General features: G+C 40.0%; 13 protein-coding genes and 1 pseudogene. 2 read left to right on the forward strand and 12 right to left on the reverse strand.

What is annotated here, in order from left to right:
- Positions 1-26 precede the first annotated feature (26 nt).
- From fliG to fliE, 3 genes are read right to left on the reverse strand one after another with little or no spacing between them, the layout of a single operon-like run.
- On the reverse strand, positions 27-1,073 hold the full coding sequence (gene fliG, locus AC1EU2_RS06660) for a flagellar motor switch protein FliG (RefSeq protein ID WP_480297283.1): 1,047 nt from the start codon (positions 1,071-1,073) through the stop codon (positions 27-29).
- Complete coding sequence (fliF, locus tag AC1EU2_RS06665; RefSeq protein WP_480297284.1) at positions 1,066-2,781, reverse strand: flagellar basal-body MS-ring/collar protein FliF; 1,716 nt, start codon at positions 2,779-2,781, stop codon at positions 1,066-1,068. The genes fliG and fliF overlap by 8 nt, the downstream gene beginning before the upstream one ends.
- A gap of 24 nt (positions 2,782-2,805) precedes the next feature.
- Positions 2,806-3,141, reverse strand: coding sequence for a flagellar hook-basal body complex protein FliE (gene fliE, locus AC1EU2_RS06670; protein ID WP_129946634.1), 336 nt, complete (start codon positions 3,139-3,141; stop codon positions 2,806-2,808).
- A 181-nt stretch (positions 3,142-3,322) separates the two neighbouring features.
- On the opposite strand from fliE, the gene AC1EU2_RS06675 reads away from it, so the two are divergent.
- A complete protein-coding gene (locus tag AC1EU2_RS06675) occupies positions 3,323-6,334 on the forward strand; it encodes a hypothetical protein (protein WP_480297286.1) in 3,012 nt (1,003 codons plus the stop codon).
- A gap of 230 nt (positions 6,335-6,564) precedes the next feature.
- Entirely contained in the window at positions 6,565-7,869 is a 1,305-nt protein-coding gene (locus AC1EU2_RS06680) for a hypothetical protein (protein ID WP_480297287.1), read from the forward strand.
- Between the two features lie 64 nt (positions 7,870-7,933).
- On the opposite strand, the gene AC1EU2_RS06685 is transcribed toward AC1EU2_RS06680, so the two are convergent.
- From AC1EU2_RS06685 to AC1EU2_RS06725, 9 genes and pseudogenes are all read right to left on the reverse strand, one after another.
- Complete coding sequence (locus tag AC1EU2_RS06685; protein ID WP_480297289.1) at positions 7,934-9,283, reverse strand: sigma-54-dependent transcriptional regulator; 1,350 nt, start codon at positions 9,281-9,283, stop codon at positions 7,934-7,936.
- A 15-nt stretch (positions 9,284-9,298) separates the two neighbouring features.
- A pseudogene (locus AC1EU2_RS06690) lies at positions 9,299-10,276 on the reverse strand (sensor histidine kinase); the annotation flags it as partial.
- Positions 10,277-10,453: 177 nt separating this feature from the next.
- Positions 10,454-11,887: a sigma-54 dependent transcriptional regulator gene (locus AC1EU2_RS06695; RefSeq protein WP_480297291.1), complete on the reverse strand. Its 1,434-nt coding sequence runs from the start codon at positions 11,885-11,887 to the stop codon at positions 10,454-10,456.
- Between the two features lie 490 nt (positions 11,888-12,377).
- Positions 12,378-12,779, reverse strand: coding sequence for a flagellar export chaperone FliS (gene fliS / locus AC1EU2_RS06700; RefSeq protein ID WP_480297292.1), 402 nt, complete (start codon positions 12,777-12,779; stop codon positions 12,378-12,380).
- Positions 12,780-12,785: 6 nt separating this feature from the next.
- Positions 12,786-13,127: a hypothetical protein gene (locus AC1EU2_RS06705; RefSeq protein ID WP_480297294.1), complete on the reverse strand. Its 342-nt coding sequence runs from the start codon at positions 13,125-13,127 to the stop codon at positions 12,786-12,788.
- Between the two features lie 24 nt (positions 13,128-13,151).
- A complete protein-coding gene (gene fliD / locus AC1EU2_RS06710; RefSeq protein ID WP_480297295.1) occupies positions 13,152-14,531 on the reverse strand; it encodes a flagellar filament capping protein FliD in 1,380 nt (459 codons plus the stop codon).
- A gap of 42 nt (positions 14,532-14,573) precedes the next feature.
- A complete protein-coding gene (locus AC1EU2_RS06715) occupies positions 14,574-14,954 on the reverse strand; it encodes a flagellar protein FlaG (RefSeq protein WP_480297296.1) in 381 nt (126 codons plus the stop codon).
- Between the two features lie 206 nt (positions 14,955-15,160).
- Positions 15,161-15,388, reverse strand: coding sequence for a hypothetical protein (locus tag AC1EU2_RS06720; protein ID WP_480297297.1), 228 nt, complete (start codon positions 15,386-15,388; stop codon positions 15,161-15,163).
- 782 nt (positions 15,389-16,170) lie between these two features.
- On the reverse strand, positions 16,171-17,730 hold the full coding sequence (locus tag AC1EU2_RS06725) for a flagellin (RefSeq protein ID WP_480297298.1): 1,560 nt from the start codon (positions 17,728-17,730) through the stop codon (positions 16,171-16,173).
- Between the last annotated feature and the right edge of the window lie 783 nt (positions 17,731-18,513).

Below are 18,513 nucleotides of genomic sequence, written 5' to 3' on the forward strand. Positions count from 1 at the left end.
ACTACTCAATATCCTTTGATTTCAGCTTATAAAAACTCGTCGCCGCCACCGCCGCCAAGCATTAATTCACCACTTTCACTTAAGCGACGTGCAATGCCAAGAATTTCTTTTTGTGCTAATTCAACTTCACTAACACGAATTGGTCCCATGGCTTCAAGATCATCGGCAAGTAATTCTGCTGCACGTTTAGACATGTTGTTAAGAATCTTATCTTTAAGCGCATCGTCTGTTCCTTTTAGCGCTCTCATCAGTACGTCTTGCTGCACTTCACGCAACAGAGCTTGAATACCACGGTCATCCACATCAATAAGGTTTTCAAATACAAACATAAGATCTTGAATTTGCTGCGCCATCTCTTCATCAGATTCGCGCATCGTTTCCATAAGATGGCTTTCGATTGATGTATCTAGGTAGTTCATGATGTTCGCTGCAGCCTTCAAGCCACCCATTTTCGCAGCTTGAGCACCGCCTTGACCTGCGAACTGTTTCTCCATAATGTCATTCAATTCTTGTAATGCTGCTGGCTGAACCTCTTCGAGATTAGCAATACGCATCATCAAGTCTAGACGAGTATTTTCTGGGAACTGACCAAAGATTTCTGCAGCTTGATCTGGCTCTAAATAAGAAAGAACGATGGTTTGAATTTGCGGATGCTCATTTTGAATGATCGTCGCAACTTGCCTTGCGTCCATCCACTTTAATGAATCGAGACCTTTAGCCCCGCTGCCCATGATAATTTGCTCAATCACGTTACCCGCTTTATCTTCACCTAAAGCGGCAGTAAGTGCTTTACGAACAAAATCTTCACTGTTGAAGCCGATAGCAGAGAACTGCTGAATTTCATCTAAAAACAGCTTGTGAACACCAATGACCTTCTCTTGGCCAAACTCTTGGGTAGACGCCATGGCCATACCCAACTTTTGAACTTGTTTAGGCTCTAGATGTTTCAGAATCGATGCCGCATCAGCTTCGCTTAAACTCAGCAGTAAAATGGCGGCTTTTTCCATTCCAGTCAAACCACTCGTGTTCGACTTTGCAACCTCGGTCGATGGGCTATTCGTTACTTCAGGCATGTTCTTCTTGCAACCAACTCTTAATTACTTGAGTAGAAAGCTCAGGCTCATTAGCCACAAGCGCTCGTATTGCTTTGATCATATCATCATCTTTATGAAGGTCTGGTATTAAAATTGACCCATCGTCGGCGTAACTGTACTCCGAATCTGAATTATTCAGCATGCCAAGTGTATCAGCAGCATATTGATCTTCAATTTCAGCGAGTTCGTTGCCCGTGCTACCGTCGTCCTTATTTGCAGCATCCGGCTGAACCATCTTATTAAACATTGGGCGAATCACAGTGAAGATTAAAATAATCACCACTAATGCACCTAACCCCATTTTAATCGCACGCATGAACCAAGGTTGTTCCCACATTTCTGGTGCGGGTGCAACATCAAACTCTTGGTTCATGAATGGTACACTCACAACTTCAAGCGTATCGCCTCGAGCTTGACTAAAACCTACAGCACCTTCAAGTAAGCGACGAATGTTATTCAAATCTGCTTCTGTGCGAGGCTCTTTGGTTACTTGACCATTTTCACCCACCGCACCATTTTTGTAGTTCACTGCAACAGAAACACTGATACGTTTGACTACGCCAATTTGCTGACGAGTATGGCTGATAGTGGTATTTAGCTCAAAATTACGAGTCGCTTCACGATGTGATGAGCCACTTGCTTCAGATTGCTGTGCAGTAGCATCAGTTGCATCTTCAGGAATTTCTGCTGGCATCGGCGGCTGATTAGTTAATGCGCCAGGAATACCAGCAATTGCGTTCCCGCTAGAATTTGTTTCCAAAGTCTGCTCGCTACGAATAGCGTTTTGATCAGGATTAAAGCGCTTAGTCGTTTGCTCTGTCGCCGTAAAGTCCATGCCCACATCAACTTGTGATGTAAAGTTTTCAGGGCCTAAGATAGGAATAAGGATAGATTGAATTTTATTACGATATTCGTCTTCTTTGCTTTGAACCAATTCAAGTTCACGTCGAGCTCGCGCAGACACACCATCTTGGCTGCCTGAGTTCAATAAACGTCCCGCAGAATCCGTTACGGTAACGCGAGACGGCTCTAAGCCTTGAACAGCTGATGCGACAATATCAACAATTGAATCAATTTCTTCTTGTGTCAATCCACTGCGACGAGTGGTTATCACTACCGTAGCACTCGGTTTTGACTTACGACGAGCAAATACGTTTTCTTTCGGAATCGCTAAAATAACTTTGGCTCGGGTAACACTTTTTAATTCTTCAATGGCGCGAGCAAGGTTTTGCTCTTGACTGTGCTTAAGGCGAGCTTGCTCCATACGCTGGCTGACACCAAAGCCACTGTCTTTATTCAGAAAGTCTTCGCTTTTTGATGCTGTTGCTTCGATACCAGCACGACCCAATAGTAATTTAACTTCTTGATATTTATCTTCAGGAACAAGAATGACATTGCCATCAATTTGGCGGTCAATTTTGTTTTTATCGAGTACATCGAGCACTTGAATCATGTCTTGAGTGTCCATCTTAGCAAGTGGACGATACTCAGCTTCTGATGCAACTAAGATCACAACAACAGCCATCACTAGACAGATTGCTAACGCAAGGATCATTGCAATTTGTCTAAGCGTATTACTGCTATTTAAGTTTCCTAACACTCCCGACTTGTGTTCTTGTTGAACACCTTCTGACGATGAACTTGGGTCGGAAGCGGCATTTCCGCTAATGGCGATTTCTGTGCTCACAATAACTACCTTTTACTCTTAGCTTTAAACGCTCATATTCATGATTTCTTTATAAGCATCTACAAGTTTATTACGCACTTGAACCGTTGCTTCAAATGCTACGCTCGCTTTTTCACGTGCGATGACGGTATCTGACAAAGTTACCGAGGTATCACCCATTTCCAAACGAGTAGCTAAGCTCGCTGAGTTTGATTGCAGCTGATTAACGTTGTTAATTGCCATTGACAGCAGTTCGCCAAAATCACCACCACTGGTGTTATTGATTTCGCGGACTAAACCACCTTGTAAATTTACTGACGGGGTTACTTCACCTTTAATGGATTCCATTTCAGCGTAAAGTGAATTTGCTCCGATTTGCATGCTCGTCTCCCTGCGACTTATTTTTGACGATTATGAACTCGAAACTAAAAATGCAAATTGTATGCCAAGAAACTTATATAAATAAATAAATCTTAACTAAATGATAATCCACCATTCACAATAAAAAGCCCTACACTTGATAAGCTTTACTTAAGATACATTTTGATAATTGAGATTTTTAATGGCGTCAGTATTTGGTCCTTCACAATCATCAACACTCACAACAAGCTTTGATCAAAATGAAGCGCATGAGTTATTACCATTAGAAAGTAGCAACCAGTCTCATTTCCCAATTAAGGTACTAGATGCTGGTAAATCGGCCTTCGAAACTGAAAGTGATGCATATACTTTGCTTTTCAAGTTTGCAGATGAACTCAAACATGTAGATGTCACTCGCTTAACTGAAACTTCAAATGGTTCAGCCCCCCTAAACCAGAAACTGGAAAATTTAATAGAGTTACTTAACGACACAGCTATCGATACTGAAATAAAAAAACTAGCAGTAAAACAACTTACCGTAGGAGATGCTGAATTTTTACCTTTTAAGATCGACAGAGCCGTTATCATCCTCAAGGCTTCAAGTTTGAGGCACGCAGAACATCTAAATCATATTTATCAAAAAATGGACAGTCGAAGTTGTGAGCTCTTTTTTGACTACCAGAATAAAATACCAAAAAAAGAGAAAAAAATTGAAACTAACCAAGATGACTGGGCATTGCTCTCTGATGCTGGCTCAGCCTCTTTGACAGAATATGATCAATACCGAGAACAACGTATAAGCCCAACTTATTTTACAATAAGGTACGCCAGGTATTTGTCTACGAAAGTAAGAGAAAATGAAGCTGAAGAGATCAACCTTCAAGATATAAAAGATGCAATCGGTGAGGATCAATTTGAACAGGTTTGTTCAGACATTCAAACAAAGGGCACCGTTGAAGTTACGCCCAGTGAAATAATGAAAGCGATAAGCTGCGATAAATTAGCTTCTCTGATTGCTGCAAATTTGTGTCCAACTAAAGCCGTTTACGTTCCTACATCAACGCCCCAAGAAGAGATTAAAATACATAAAAATCACACCGTTACAATCGGGCCGAATGGTAGAGGTTCAAAAATAAAACCGTCCGATTTATCTAAAATAAATTTATCCAATTTACCACCACATATTCAAAGTTTACTTATTGAAAAAGCTTTTTCAAATTCAAAGGCTGACACTAAAGAATCAATCATCAAACTCGTAGAGCATTTTAAATTGTTTTCTAAACAGTTTAACAAAGGTGAGCTATACAAAATTGATTTAAAAAGAAAATGCTTGGAAGTACTTAATGACCCAAAATCAGCAAATAACGAACAATTCATAGAGTACTTATCAAAATTTTCCTCGATGTATATACGTCTAATACTCCCACTTTTAGAGGCTCCTAAAGAAAGAGCAAAGTGCATCGAAGTTATGCTGAAAGGAGGGAGCTACTTAACAGACCTAAATAATGTAATAGATGAAAAACTCATCGAATTCATCGCCCCTGAAGCACTTCAAAAATGCCCTGAAAAAGTTGTTTTAGCTTCTCTTGAGGCAATATGTAAGCATAAACCGGATGAATGCTCGACAAAGGCGGCAAAAACCTTATTGAAGGTTAAATTAAAAGAGTCACCTCAATGTTATAGTGATGCTGTTTTTTTAGCTGTAGGGTATGGTAATCATGCTGTTCTAGAAGCGCTTTATCGTATACCTGAGTTGCCTAATAGTATCAGGAAGAGTGAGCGGTTTAAGGAGGGCTACCCTGAACTAGCCGCTATAAGATACAAACAACTAGAATGTCTTCAAATCATATTAAAAGCCACTGACGTATCTCTAACCGATTATCGCCCCCCTTTTAAGCGTGGAGTCTTATTTCAAGACGCGGCAAAATTAGATGACACTAAATGTTTAAAATACTTATTAGAGCAGCCTGGTACGGAATTTAGTTCTTTGGTATCTGATAACTATGAATTTTTAAGAGAAATGGGACAAAAAAGCTCAAGCAATGCTATCAAGCTTATTGCCAGATATCCAGCCTTTAGAGATCTAACCGAAGGTCAAAGAACGGCTATGCATGGAAGAGTGGCTGGCCGTTTTCACTATGACAGTATAGAAAATCGGGGCTTGCGTAACTGCAAAAGGCTTTTAAACAAAGTAACTCCTTGCTATCGAAATAAAAATAGACTTGAAATCGAGAATTTAACTTACCGAGAAAAAAGAATGGCTTTCCTTGACTTAATTGAAGCTAATGACCTTGAGCGTTTACAATGGCTGGTTAAATCAGTAAAACCTAGAAAGTTATCAACAGAACTAAAACACTCACCAATTGTTGATGCACTGTTTAACACCGAAGGTGATGAAAACAGTATTAAGATAATAGAAATGCTCGAAGAAGAAGGTTTCGATATCTTTGCTCAAGGAAAATCTGTCGTTATGACTGCGTGCATCAGAAGTACTGAAAAAGTAGTGGCATTTCTTTGCTCCAGATATGAACAAGAGGACAAATTAACAGACCTTGTTAATCTAAAAAATATTCACGGAAAAGGTTTGGCACATTTAGCTGTTAGTGAAAACAATATCGGCGCACTTAAAGCATTGCTAGAATGTGTCCCCTCTTTTGCAACAGCAACTCGCTCAATACCTCGATCCCGTGACGATAGAATTAATGATGTAGACTGGAAGCAAATTCAAGCTTGTGCAAGTGATACACCACTAATGACAGCAGCAAGAATGACTCCTGCTGAAAAACCAATTCTTACACTTTTAATTAAGCATTCCCAGGAGGGGTTGTTCTCAACTTCGCCACAGGACAAGGATGCTTTCGCTATTGCAGTGGAGAACAATAACATTGAGGCTGCAAAAGTTTTTCAAGAGGAGTATGAGAAAGAAAACTCTACATCTAGTTCTTTTATAGCAGATAAAAAAATGTCCGAAGCAAGAGTTGTGGGGTTACTAGAACACAAAAGCACATGGCATCTAGTTGATTCAAAAACAAATTTTAAAGAGATGAAAAAAATGCTGGCAAGCATGATAAATCGACATACAACAGATAAAGACGACACTCTAAGCACTGTATCAACATCTAAAATAGAAAGGAAGCAAGCAACATCAGCTCCTAAAAATCGCAGTAAACGAGAAGCGGGAGCCGACAGTTCCACCCATCTTCACGATTTATAACAGTGATTTATCTACTTGAGAGGTTTACTCAAATTTAAGTTAATGAAACTTTGCTCATATTCCATTAACAGAGAGTTAAATTTAACTGTGTTAGGTTTCATTCGAAATACCTATGACAAGTTGGTGTTCTTATGGCCGTTGAATTAAATGCAGATATTTCGAAATGCGATCAACAGCTGGAAAGTGCTGAGTTGCTTACGTCTGAAAACATTCAGAGCTTCTCACACAGCATGCTTCCAAATAAAGTTTACAAAGTCTTTTTGACACAAATCCCTGAGGAGCAAAGTTCGTCACACATTTATTTTAAGATGCTCGAAAATAGGAGCTTAGAACTTTTAAGTGATGAGCTATCACCTTTGCAAGGTGGAATAACGACTCATGACTCAATAGCTCGAATGTTTTGGACACTATTGTGTGATAAAAATTCTTCGCACCCACTTGAAAGCTGGTTTTTTGTAAAAAAAACAGATGAGCTATTAGAGGACAGTACTGTTACAACTACGATTAATCTAGCTGATATAAACGAAGAGAAAAATCATTTTCTATTGGTAGACTTTAAATCTCTCCCAGTTTACGAAGAAATAGTTTATTTTAAAGCTGAAACATTACCGACACCCAACCCATCACCAGTTCAAAGTATATCTTCAAAAGTTGATGCTCCCATTCCTCAGGGGAACAGCACTCCACAACCAGTAAATCCATCCTCAACAAGAGAACAAGAGGAAAGTGTTCAGCTCGCTAGAAGTACTGAATCCCCTGCAAATACATCAACAAGAAGACAGCATATAGAAATCACGGAATCTGATACTGATGTTCCTCCACCTCAAATAGATAAACAAAATCTGGACGAACATTCAAAAAAGCAAGAACCGCAAACAACTAATGATTCACAACAGGCATTACCCAATAATCCAATGTCCCCTCAATTGAAGCTAGCCACCATAAACCTCCCACAACAATTTGCCTACACAGAGAAGAGAGGAACTGAAGAAAAATTAATAAAGAAAAATGAAGTACCAGATAATGCCGTTTTATGGATGAAATTACTGAAGCCTACTAACTGCTCTCCAGAAGCTAGAGCGCAAGTAATAATGTCATTAGCAGTAGCTACTCAGCATTTAAAATCTTCGAATCTTATACTCGAACGGCTTCGTCGTGAAACAACTGGCGAAATAAAATTAAGCGTAAAAACTGAACACCAAGAAGGTTATCTCTTGATGGTTACTGTCGGCAGTAATACTTGTGAGTTAGCGATATCAAAAGGTTCCACTTTAGAGAAACGGTTTACTATTACTCATGGTATGAAAAAAGTGAAAGACATTAAAGCCGATGAAACGGATCTTTTGGAAAGAGCTGCAAGTAAAAAACTTAATGAATACCGAGACGGAATTGAACGGAAAATGCATGGTGGACAAAGAACAGAAGATGAAAGCGAAACCCCAATTTATGACCAAGTGAGAGAATTACTTGCTGGTGCTCCTTTGGCCGAAGAAAGCGGCCAAAAGAAAAAAGGAAGTATTCTTGATCAATTTTAGGAACTGTTGAACATTCTATATTCAAGCCAAAAAGCTAAACCTTTTAGCTTGAATTAAATGAACGCTAACTCGGAATATTAATACCCGCCTCTCTCATCTTAGCCATTTTATAACGCAAAGTACGAGGGCTAACACCTAGTTTCTCCGCAACATCTTTACGGCTACCATTGCACTGATTTAGCGTTTCAAGGATGATCATGTGTTCTTGGCTTTGAAGCTCATTGCCTAAGCTATCCGCAGCAGCATTCGAATTATCAGCTTGCTCTACGTAAGCACTACCGGGGACTTCATTAACATCAATAATGACATCATCCACAATGATTTGCTCACCTTGATGCAAAATCAATGCTCGCTGAACGACATTGTCTAGCTCACGAACATTACCTGGCCAGCGATGCATTAATAGTTTGCGACAAGCCAACTCATCTAGCTCTGGAGTAACCATAAGCCCCTGTTTTTGACTGTGACGACCAATGAGATGTTTGGCCAAAGGAATAATATCTGCTGGGCGCTGATGAAGTGCAGGCCAAGTTAATGGAAATACATTTATGCGATAATAGAGATCTTCTCTGAACTTACCTGACTCAGCCATTGCTTTTAAATCACGATTTGATGTCGCTAATACACGAACGTCAAGCTCAATGGTTTTTCGACCACCAAGTCGTTCAACTTCACGTTCTTGAAGTACACGCAGTAGCTTTGCTTGTAGCCCAATTTCCATCTCTGAAATTTCATCAAGAAGCAACGTACCACCTTGAGCCTGCTCAAACTTACCCGGACAGGCCTGATGTGCGCCGGTAAATGCACCTTTTTCATAACCAAATAATGTAGCTTCAAGCATATTTTCAGGTATTGCTGCACAGTTAATTGCGACAAATGGTTGTTCTTTTCTGGCGCTATTTTGGTGAATATAACGCGCCATGACTTCTTTGCCTGAACCGCTTGGCCCCATAATCATTACTGATGCCTCTGATTTTGCGACTCGTTTTGCTAAAGAAAATAGGCTTATACTTTTCTCATCTTCAGCAATAGGCTTTTCAACATCAATTTTGTTCGGTAAATAACGGCTGACTTGATTTAACAACACTTCCGTTGCAAAGGGTTTTGATAAGTAATCTACGGCACCTAGCTTTATTGCCTCAACAGCTGCATTAACGGTTGCGTAGGCTGTCATCATCAGCACAGGAATGTTCTGGTGATGCACATTGACATAATTCAATAAGCCAATACCACCAATACCGTCCATTTGAACATCACTGATGATCATATCGAATGTTTGACTTTTCAGTGCAATGATTGCATCTTCACCGCAGCTTACATCTAAACATTCATACTGTGCGATTAATAGCGTATCCACTAAAGCTTCACGCAATGAAGCGTCATCTTCTACAAGTAATATCTTTGCTTGGCTCATAGTTAACACCTCAAGTTATGCTGCAACAGACAATGCTGGAAAACTCAGAACAAAATGACATCCTTTACCCAACTCACAATTCAGGTTGAGGTTGCCGCCATGGTTCATCACAACAGACTGCACGACAGCTAAACCCAGCCCAGTACCTTGTGATTTCGTGGTATAAAATGGCTCTAGAATTTGCTTTTCTTGATTTTTATCAATGCCTGCACCATTATCAATCACCTCAATAAACAGCTGAGCATTGCTTTGGCTTGCTTTCACTACAACTTCAGTAGCACCGGCCTCTAAGCTGTTCATCACTAAATTATTAACCGCTGAACCGAGCGCATTACCATTAGCTAACAATTTCGATGAAGAAGAATCTATCAATGTCAGTTTGCAATTTTGCTTTTGCAAAATCGGCTCACAGTCCGCCTGAACTTGAGAAATGACATCAGTTAGGTAGGTTTCTTCACCTTGTTGTTCCTGTCGCCCTCTTGCCATGAGCAACATATCATTGACCTGTCTTTCAAGCTGATTAAGTCGGTCAATCAACTTCATTTGAAACTTAGATTTACTCGATTCAGGCAATCTAGGATTTGTAAGGTTAGTGGCATAGAGCATGGCAGCTGAGAGTGGAGTTCTTACTTGATGAGCAAGTTTCGCCACCATTTTTCCGAGTGCAGATAAGCGTTGAAGATGCGAGATATTATTTTGCAGTTGGCGGGTTTCAGTCAGATCAGTTAATACAATCAACTGCCCGCCGTCTTCTTCAAGCGGAGTAATTGCCAACTTTACTCGACGTCCATTTTTTAATGAAACTTCATGACCGTCATCTTTTTGAGGTGCAAAAGAACGTTGAATAATGGATATCCAACTTTGACCTTCCAGCGGCTCGCCAAGTAATGAAATCGCAACGGGATTTGTTTGCGACACAATTCCATTTCTATCTAAGATCACAACCCCTGAAGGCATAGCTTCAAGAATTCGTTCCATTCGGTCCGACATATGGCAACCTCACTCATACTTGCAAACGCCTCAATCAGAAAATTGACCACGTCAAAAAAATATCAATATGAATGCGAAAGCATTAACTGTGCCAGCGAGAGTTATAGAGGGGTATAGAGGTAATAGATACAAAAAAGGCTTTAGTTTTTAGCTAAAGCCTTATTCAGATAGATAATGGAATTAATCTTTATTTAATCCATATTTACGCATTTTTTCAACAAGCGTTGTACGGCGAATACCCAACATTTCGGCAGCTCGAGCAACAACACTGTCTTGTTGATCTAATGCTTGGCGAATCATGTCGATTTCAAGCTCGGCTAATAAGTCTTTTAAGTTCACACCCTCAGGTGGTAACTCACTTGGGAATCGAGTCTCTGGTATTTCCACGGGCTCTTCATCATTAAAGATGGCTGCTAACGCATCGCGCTCAGCCTGTTCTTCACTGATCTCAACCTGATACTCAGGTACATCGATGTGGCGATACTTATGAGGTAAATCATTCACATCCACTAAACCGCCAGGGAATAGAATGGTTAACCTTTCCACTAAATTAGAAAGCTCACGAACGTTGCCTGACCACGAATGCTCTTTTAACGAATCAATGGCTCTTTGAGTAAAACGAACTTTACCACGGCCTTCGTTGTATACACGCGCTACCAATTCTTGCAATAACAGAGGAATATCTTCGTGACGCTCTTTCAATGAAGGCATTTCGATTGGGAATACGTTCAAGCGATAATATAAATCTTCACGGAAGCTATCTTCAGTGATCATCTTATCAAGATCGCGATGAGTTGCCGCAACAACACGAACATCCGTTTTTAAGGTCTTAGTACCACCGACACGCTCAAATACTCTCTCTTGAAGAACACGGAGTAATTTCACCTGCATTTGCAGAGGCATATCACCAATTTCATCTAAGAAGAGTGTCCCGCCTTCGGCAAGTTCAAAGCGACCTTTACGGGCGGTTATCGCACCAGTAAACGATCCTTTTTCATGACCAAACAGTTCTGATTCAAGCAATTCTGGAGGGATAGCCCCACAGTTAACAGGAATAAATGGGCCTTCACGGCGTTCAGACATGTAATGAATATTACGCGCTACAACCTCTTTACCTGTGCCAGACTCACCCAAAATTAACACGGTAGCATCAGAGCCCGCCACTTGATTAATCATGTGACGAACTTGATTTATCCCTTCACTTCGACCGACAAGGCTACGGAAGAGTTTTGTCTGATTAACACTGGTAGGAACTTCGATACGTTTAGCTTGACCAAAGACCTGACAAAAATGCAATAACTCAGTTAATTGAGGATATGAAAGTGGCTCGTTCACTGAGCCAACAATATTGCTGGCATCTAGAGAAATGTCTCCAGCTAAAGCAATAAATGGTTGATGCGGTAATTGGCGAACGATCCCTTGAATCGCTTCTTGAAAATTTGAATTTTGCTCAACAATGATAGCTCTAAAACGATTTCCTTGAGTAAGGCTAACTAGCTTATCGATTGAAACAAATTCAACTTGTTCACCCAAAAATTCTAAAATACAAACCAAACGATTAAATCGTTCTGGTTCTGCTCCGACAAGTAAAATTCGTTGATCTATTTGCATCATTTAAAAGGCCATCAATGCGCTAAGGTCGTCTCGCGTAGTACAATCAATTTTGTTGTTATTTTCAGTATTACGTTTAGTGATTTTATGTTATCCAATCGTGAACACTTATAATCCACGAGGCATATTGTATTATCAAGCAGAGATAAGCAAGTCCAACTTAGCTATTCTTTCGCTCTCATCTGTTTATAGCTCAAAATACACACAACCGCAGTTTTAATTGTCAAAAAAGTGACTTTCTACGAAATTTTAACACTTAAAAACTGTTGTCTTTATAACAAGGCGACTGGTTTTTCCATTTCTTAAAATTATATCTAAACTCACAGCCAGAGCGAAACAGACAAATACAGAAGTTTGCTGAAACGAGCTTAAAAAAGGCTGAAAATATAGTGGTAAAACAGTGAAGAAATAAAATAATTTCACTGCTGTTAACTGGTGCTGAATTACAAGCTCACATCACCAGTTACAGCAATAAATTTGATACACAATCTCTCTAGCTCGCATGAGCTGTGATATTGTGCTCTTCTTGAGGAATTTGATCCCACGCTTCTTTGATCGTTCTTAAGATCTCAGAAACATCATCTAATACAGCAGTGTCATTATTGACATTTGCTTGTGACAAACCAGATAGAACAAAATCATATAAGCTATTTAAGTTTTGGCCAACTTCAGAATCGTCCATCACTAAACAACCTCGCAAACCTTGCACAATACCGATAGCTTTACCGATCAAAATACCTTTACCCGCAATATCGTTGTTATCGATTGCATATTTAGACTGAGCAATGCGTTCTAACGCACCCGCAAATAACATTTGCGTAATACGATGTGGTGATGCCTCTGATAACTGGCTGTCCACCGATACTTTACGGTAAGACTGTAAAGAGCCTCTCATGGATACCTACCTACTTTTATTTACCGATTGATATAAACCAACTTTTTGACTGCTTGCCTTCATCTTAGTTATCGCATCGTAATAAAATTTGCGATGTTCTGTTAGCTTGTCAATAAAGTTCTGTCCTAGCGCTTTTTGCTGAGTTAAAAATTCACCTAACTCTTCTGTGTCAGATTCTTTGTTTAACTCATTCAACAATTTTTGACGCTTATCAATTTGATCGAGCAAAGAGGATGCCAGATCTTCAGCTTTATTGAAGTCATTATCACGACTTGCAGCTAATCCAGTAATAATTTGATTAATTTCCGCATTAACACTATTGATTTTGGCCATTACTGCTTCATTCATCGCACAAACCTTTATGATTTCAAGTTATTGATTTCTTGTGAAACCAGGTAAAGAATTCAAGGCACCTTGTATTTGACTTAATTGCCCACTAAGTTCAGCTACTGCGGCATCCATGGCATTGTACTGCTTTGTTAATCGTTCTTCATAAGATGCCATTCTTAAGTTTAGAGCATCTCGGTCATCTTGAATGCGACTGACTTGGCGATCAACGCTTTCATCTCTTGAATCTAGAATACCACCTGTTTGAGTATACACTTCCATCTTAGCGGCAATATCAGCAACGAAACCCGTATCTTCAGTCGAGAAAAATTCTGACATTTCAGACAAGTTATTATCCAGTGCATCATCTAACTTATCATCGTCGATTTCTAAAGTACCGTCTCGAGTCGTTGAAATACCAAATTCAGCTAAACGTAACTCACCATCTTCAGTACTGAAACCACTGGATATTGACGATCGTAGTTGAGACTCAATGCCTCGAACCATCGAGTCACCTTGAAAAATCGAAGATTGGTTAGTATCAGAATTGAAGCTGGTTAAGCCATCGATGGTACTCATCAAACTGTTGTAAGCTTCAACAAACTCTTCAACTTCTTTTTTGGCTTTCTCTTTGTCTGGCTCAACTTTGATGGTGATGGATTCGTCAGCATCCGCTTTTTTTAGATCAAGCGTGATACCTGTGATCACATTTTCCATTTCATTCGACTGAGAAGTAATCACTAAACCATCAACCACCACTTCAGCATTCACTGGAGGCTGCAGCTCGGCATCAGAACGGCTCATATCAAAAGTACTATTCAAACCTGAACCCGTCGTGCCATCAGCATTGGTTGCCGTAACATCGATGGTATTTTCAGTACCTGTTTTATCCGACGTTAGTACTAATTTTGAGGTTGTTCCACTGTTAATGATGGTGGCAGTAACACCTACATTATCATCAGAATCATTAATCGCTCGCATCACATCTTGCAGTGAATCGTCTGCCCCAACGTTAATGTCAAAGCTTTCACCGTCAACTTCAAAGTTTAGTGTGCCTTCGCCAACGGGTGCAGTAATGTCTGCAACGTCGGTCGTACCTAATTTTTGACTCTGAGCGAGTTGATTCACGGTCACGTTATAACTGCCGGCAACCGCATTTTCATCTGCTTTAGCCGTAAAATAATCTTTATCAGGCACACTGACTTTATTGCCTAAAAATGTCTCAGCATCTTCGAGCTTTTCCAGTGAGTCAGTAAAGGTAGTTATCGCACTTTTGAGTGAACCAATCGCTGATATCTCAGCAGTAAATCGTGCCTCACTTTGGTTCAATCGGGCATCTTTTGGTCCTCGCTCTGCGCCCACTAACGAGCTAACGATACCACCAATATCTAAACCTGTACCTTGACCTTGTAATGCGATACTCATTTCTGACTCCGAAGTAATGCGATTTTGACGTTAATCGTCAATTTACACTTCTGTTTTTAATAACAAACCTGATATTTCAGCAAATTTTTCAGACAGCTTTATCGCTTCTTCCGACGGAATTTGACGAATCACTTCACCAGAACTCGTGTCAGTAACACTGATCACGGTTTTACCACTGTCATCATTCACTTGAAACTGAATGCTTTTATGCGACAGCGCCATCATTTCGGTAAGCTCACTTGCGGTGCTTTCCAAAGCGCCAATATTTTCCGCTTTTGCCGCCTCCTCTACACGAGGATTGCCGCCTTCTGCCGCATTCACTTCTTGCTGTTTCTGCTGTTGAAGCGGTGCAACGTCAATTTGCTGATTGACCTTTTGTTCATTAGCAACTTTTGAGCCAGTTGCAACTGTATTCATGTCCATTTGCCTTCTCCTTACGGAAATTAGTCCTAATACTTCTTTCTATTGAGTGATTAGGAACCTAGGACTTGTTGTGTACTTAGGTTCTGATCACTCGGTGTTGTGTCGAGATCACATTTACCACCTGTTGGTTTTCTCGTTCTCTACTTTATCGGCGAGCTTCTTAAAAACTTTATAGTTTTGTTTTTTATTGCGTATTTAGTCTGATGTTATGCTCGAATGCCTTTAGTCGGGCATCTAGTATCTTTGTCGCTGCTTTTGTAAACGTGATAACGAAACTTCTTCGAAGTTTTAAGATCGTGGTATTGCATACCACACCGCCAAAAGGGGAAAACTACAGCGTTCTCCCCTTTCGAATCCCCTGCGCCGCCCCAACGAAGCTGAAAACTCCTCATTCCTTTTGGATAAATATCTAACGCTTTCGATGCTACATCCATGTAGCTCGAAATCTGTCACAGCATCCATGCTGCGACTACGATATTTATTCCAATGTCATTCGGCAGCTTCAACGGGGACATTCAGCCCTTGAGCGTTAAGTGTTTTTACTATTCTCCCTGTATGTCTGATGAGTTTACTTTGCTTTCAAAAAACAAATGCGGTTTAAAGGCTGATTTATCCCATTGAAGCTGTTGAGGATATTTTTGAATATGAAATGACGTGGGCGAGACATGGACGTCGAGCCAAGCTCTGGGGTACAGGATATACCATCAGAGCTTTTAGTCATTTATTCAAAAATATTTGAAACGTTAAGAGGCCGTTCCCAATTAGTCATTTCGATTTGTTACTGCCTAAAATTGGCAAACTCGAGGCACGAAGATAGAAGTTTAGTGAGCTAAATGAAAGATGAGTAACAAAGAGTTTGCCAATTTTAGGCGTAACCCGTAGGGCTGTGTATATTTTTCGTTTCTTCTGTGTTGCCGAATGCTTATGTAGAACAACTACACCTCACATTCGTCGTCTTGAATAAACAAAAAATCTACAACAGCAAATCGAAATAGTTAATTGGGAACGGCCTCTAACTCCGTTGGGGCGGCATGGGGTTTCCAAAGGGGCGTTTGCTGGAGAACGCCCCTTTGGGCGGTGTGGTGTGCAACACCACGACTTTATAGATTTCGAAGAAATCTTGTTTTGAATACACACAGAAAACAAAAAAGCCACTCAAATGAGTGACTCTTTTAACGTTCCTAGACACCAGCCTGCGCTGGTATGACGGTAGAACTTACTGCAGCAATGACAACGCAATTTGCGGGATTTGATTTGCTTGCGCCAACATCGCAGAAGACGATTGCAACAAGATTTGCTGCTTAGTCATCTCTGAAGTTTCACGAGCAAAATCCACATCCATAATACGGCTACGTGCATCTGAAACGTTATTTTGGATGTTTGCTAAGTTATCCAATGTATGACTTATACGGTTTTGTATTGCACCTAAGTCTGCACGGTTAGTATCAATTGTATTTAATGCAGAATCAATAATTGCGATTGCTTCTTGTGCTCCATTTGCATTTCCAATATCAATACTCTCAACACTCTTGAGCGTTGCTAATGCTGCAACAGTAAAAGAAGGTGTAGCTGCAGATAAAGTCGAACCTGATTCCGTTATATCTAGAGCAAACGTACTGTGTTCGGCATCGACGGTGGCACCAGACCAATCTAAGTGACCAGTTACAGTTCGCGTTTCTGTTACTGAGTTATCTGTACTACCTGTCACTACTTCTGGAGCCCCAAGTAATCTAGCTGCATCGCTTTGATCATTGTCCCATGACTGTATAGAAGCATTTGCTGCTCCTGAACTATCAGATGTTGCAGTAACTGATATTGAAATATTTTCACCGGATGAATTTCTAAAAACCAACTTATCTGTTGCACCATCATTTACATTTTGAACTGTTATACCAATTGCAGCTAATTCTGCTGCTTTTGCGCTTGTATTTGCTGCATCATACAATGCTAAAACATTAGCATCATTATTAGCTCCAGCATTGGCATTGATGACCACCCCACCAATATTAATCGAATAACTATCACCCGTAGTACCATTTAATGTATGAATAGCGACTTCATTTACAGCCTTTACGCCTGATAGGCCATCTACTTTATTAAACTCCTCAGCTAATTCCTCAGCAGACATACCTGAAGTCAGATCTATACCGTGGTTTTCACCATCTAACTGAGCAGTTATAGTTGAGCCAGATAAATCAACTGCAGATGAACGAACTCCTGCAAAACCACCTATCAATGCAGTATTAGAAATATCTTTAGTGTTACTGCCCAATCGGTTTGCAGAAACATCTCTTAATGTAACATCGATCAATTCACCTGAATTAGCGCCAACTTGGAATGCCTGAGTTCCATAGGTTCCATCAAGTAATTTTTGGCTACCAAACGAAGTTGTTTCTGCAATACGATTTAATTCCGCTTGTAATGCCACGATTTCTTTTTGAAGTGAATCCCTTTCAGAGGCACCATTCGAGCCATTAGCAGACTGCAATGCTAAGTCGCGCATACGTTGTAGGATATTCGTTGAAGTCTGCATTGCACCTTCAGCTGTTTGTGCAATCGAAATACCATCACTGGCATTACGCATTGCTACATCCATACCACGGATTTGCGATGTTAGACGATTAGAGATTGCTAGACCTGCTGCATCATCTTTTGCTGAGTTAATACGCAAACCTGATGATAGGCGTTGCATTGATTGTGATACGAACATGTTAGCGCGGTTGGTGTTTCCTTGAGCGCGCATTGCTGTCACGTTTGTGTTTACAGTAATAGCCATTGTGTTGTCCTCTTAATCCTTGATTGACTGCAATCTCGGTGAGAACTGGCATATGATTTGACCCATAGAATTCAGCAAGGTCACGAAGTGGCTCTTTTCTTTTCTCGTTATCTCTAATTGAAAAAAGTAAGAGTTAAATCAGCATCCATGCTTTCTTTACCCGAAGGTAAGTTTCTAAAGGGTTGCAAACCGTCGCAATCCAAACCGTGATTGGCTTAGCACCATGAATCAAAATGAAACAGATGCTTTTTTAACCACAAACTTATTAACGGACAATATTTAGCCAACTTGAGAAATAAAAGATTAACTTTTGTTAATGTTTCTTAAAGCGATAAATATGGGAGGCAACACAAAGAGAGAATCACTGACTAGCAGAAAAAAATAACCCCGAGCAAAGCTCAGGGTTAACCAAAACGAGGGTGATGGTTGTAAAGTCAGTAATTCGAAAATGGTGAACGACTGACATTAATTAAAGAGTGCTCATAACTGGAGAGTCTAAGCCGACTTGCCTATCTAAGATAAAAGGGGTCGTTTCTTATCTTAAATATGGAATCAAATCATCCTTAATTAACTGACCACCATTCTATGGAATTGAATGAAATGTGCAATATTCGTAAATAAAAATTCACTGTTTTGAAACATTCAAATAACTGTTTGAATAGCCTCTAAAAACAAAACAAGATACTGATTTGTATACAAAATCCAACTTTCGAATATTAGATTTTGCTAATCAGTATCTTGCTTACAGAACAATGTTTCCGAGTTTTTAATCTAAATAAAGCT

The organism is Parashewanella sp. 2304DJ23-3, from assembly GCF_056591695.1.

Excerpts from the sequence above, each read along its gene's own strand:
- fliG (WP_480297283.1), bottom strand. The coding sequence starts at position 1,073 with ATGCCTGAAGTAACGAATAGCCCATCGACCGAGGTTGCAAAGTCGAAC.
- fliE (WP_129946634.1), bottom strand. The coding sequence starts at position 3,141 with ATGCAAATCGGAGCAAATTCACTTTACGCTGAAATGGAATCCATTAAA.
- AC1EU2_RS06675 (WP_480297286.1), top strand. The coding sequence starts at position 3,323 with ATGGCGTCAGTATTTGGTCCTTCACAATCATCAACACTCACAACAAGC.
- AC1EU2_RS06680 (WP_480297287.1), top strand. The coding sequence starts at position 6,565 with ATGCTTCCAAATAAAGTTTACAAAGTCTTTTTGACACAAATCCCTGAG.
- AC1EU2_RS06685 (WP_480297289.1), bottom strand. The coding sequence starts at position 9,283 with ATGAGCCAAGCAAAGATATTACTTGTAGAAGATGACGCTTCATTGCGT.
- AC1EU2_RS06695 (WP_480297291.1), bottom strand. The coding sequence starts at position 11,887 with ATGATGCAAATAGATCAACGAATTTTACTTGTCGGAGCAGAACCAGAA.
- fliS (WP_480297292.1), bottom strand. The coding sequence starts at position 12,779 with ATGAGAGGCTCTTTACAGTCTTACCGTAAAGTATCGGTGGACAGCCAG.
- AC1EU2_RS06705 (WP_480297294.1), bottom strand. The coding sequence starts at position 13,127 with ATGAATGAAGCAGTAATGGCCAAAATCAATAGTGTTAATGCGGAAATT.
- fliD (WP_480297295.1), bottom strand. The coding sequence starts at position 14,531 with ATGAGTATCGCATTACAAGGTCAAGGTACAGGTTTAGATATTGGTGGT.
- AC1EU2_RS06715 (WP_480297296.1), bottom strand. The coding sequence starts at position 14,954 with ATGGACATGAATACAGTTGCAACTGGCTCAAAAGTTGCTAATGAACAA.
- AC1EU2_RS06720 (WP_480297297.1), bottom strand. The coding sequence starts at position 15,388 with ATGGATGTAGCATCGAAAGCGTTAGATATTTATCCAAAAGGAATGAGG.
- AC1EU2_RS06725 (WP_480297298.1), bottom strand. The coding sequence starts at position 17,730 with ATGGCTATTACTGTAAACACAAACGTGACAGCAATGCGCGCTCAAGGA.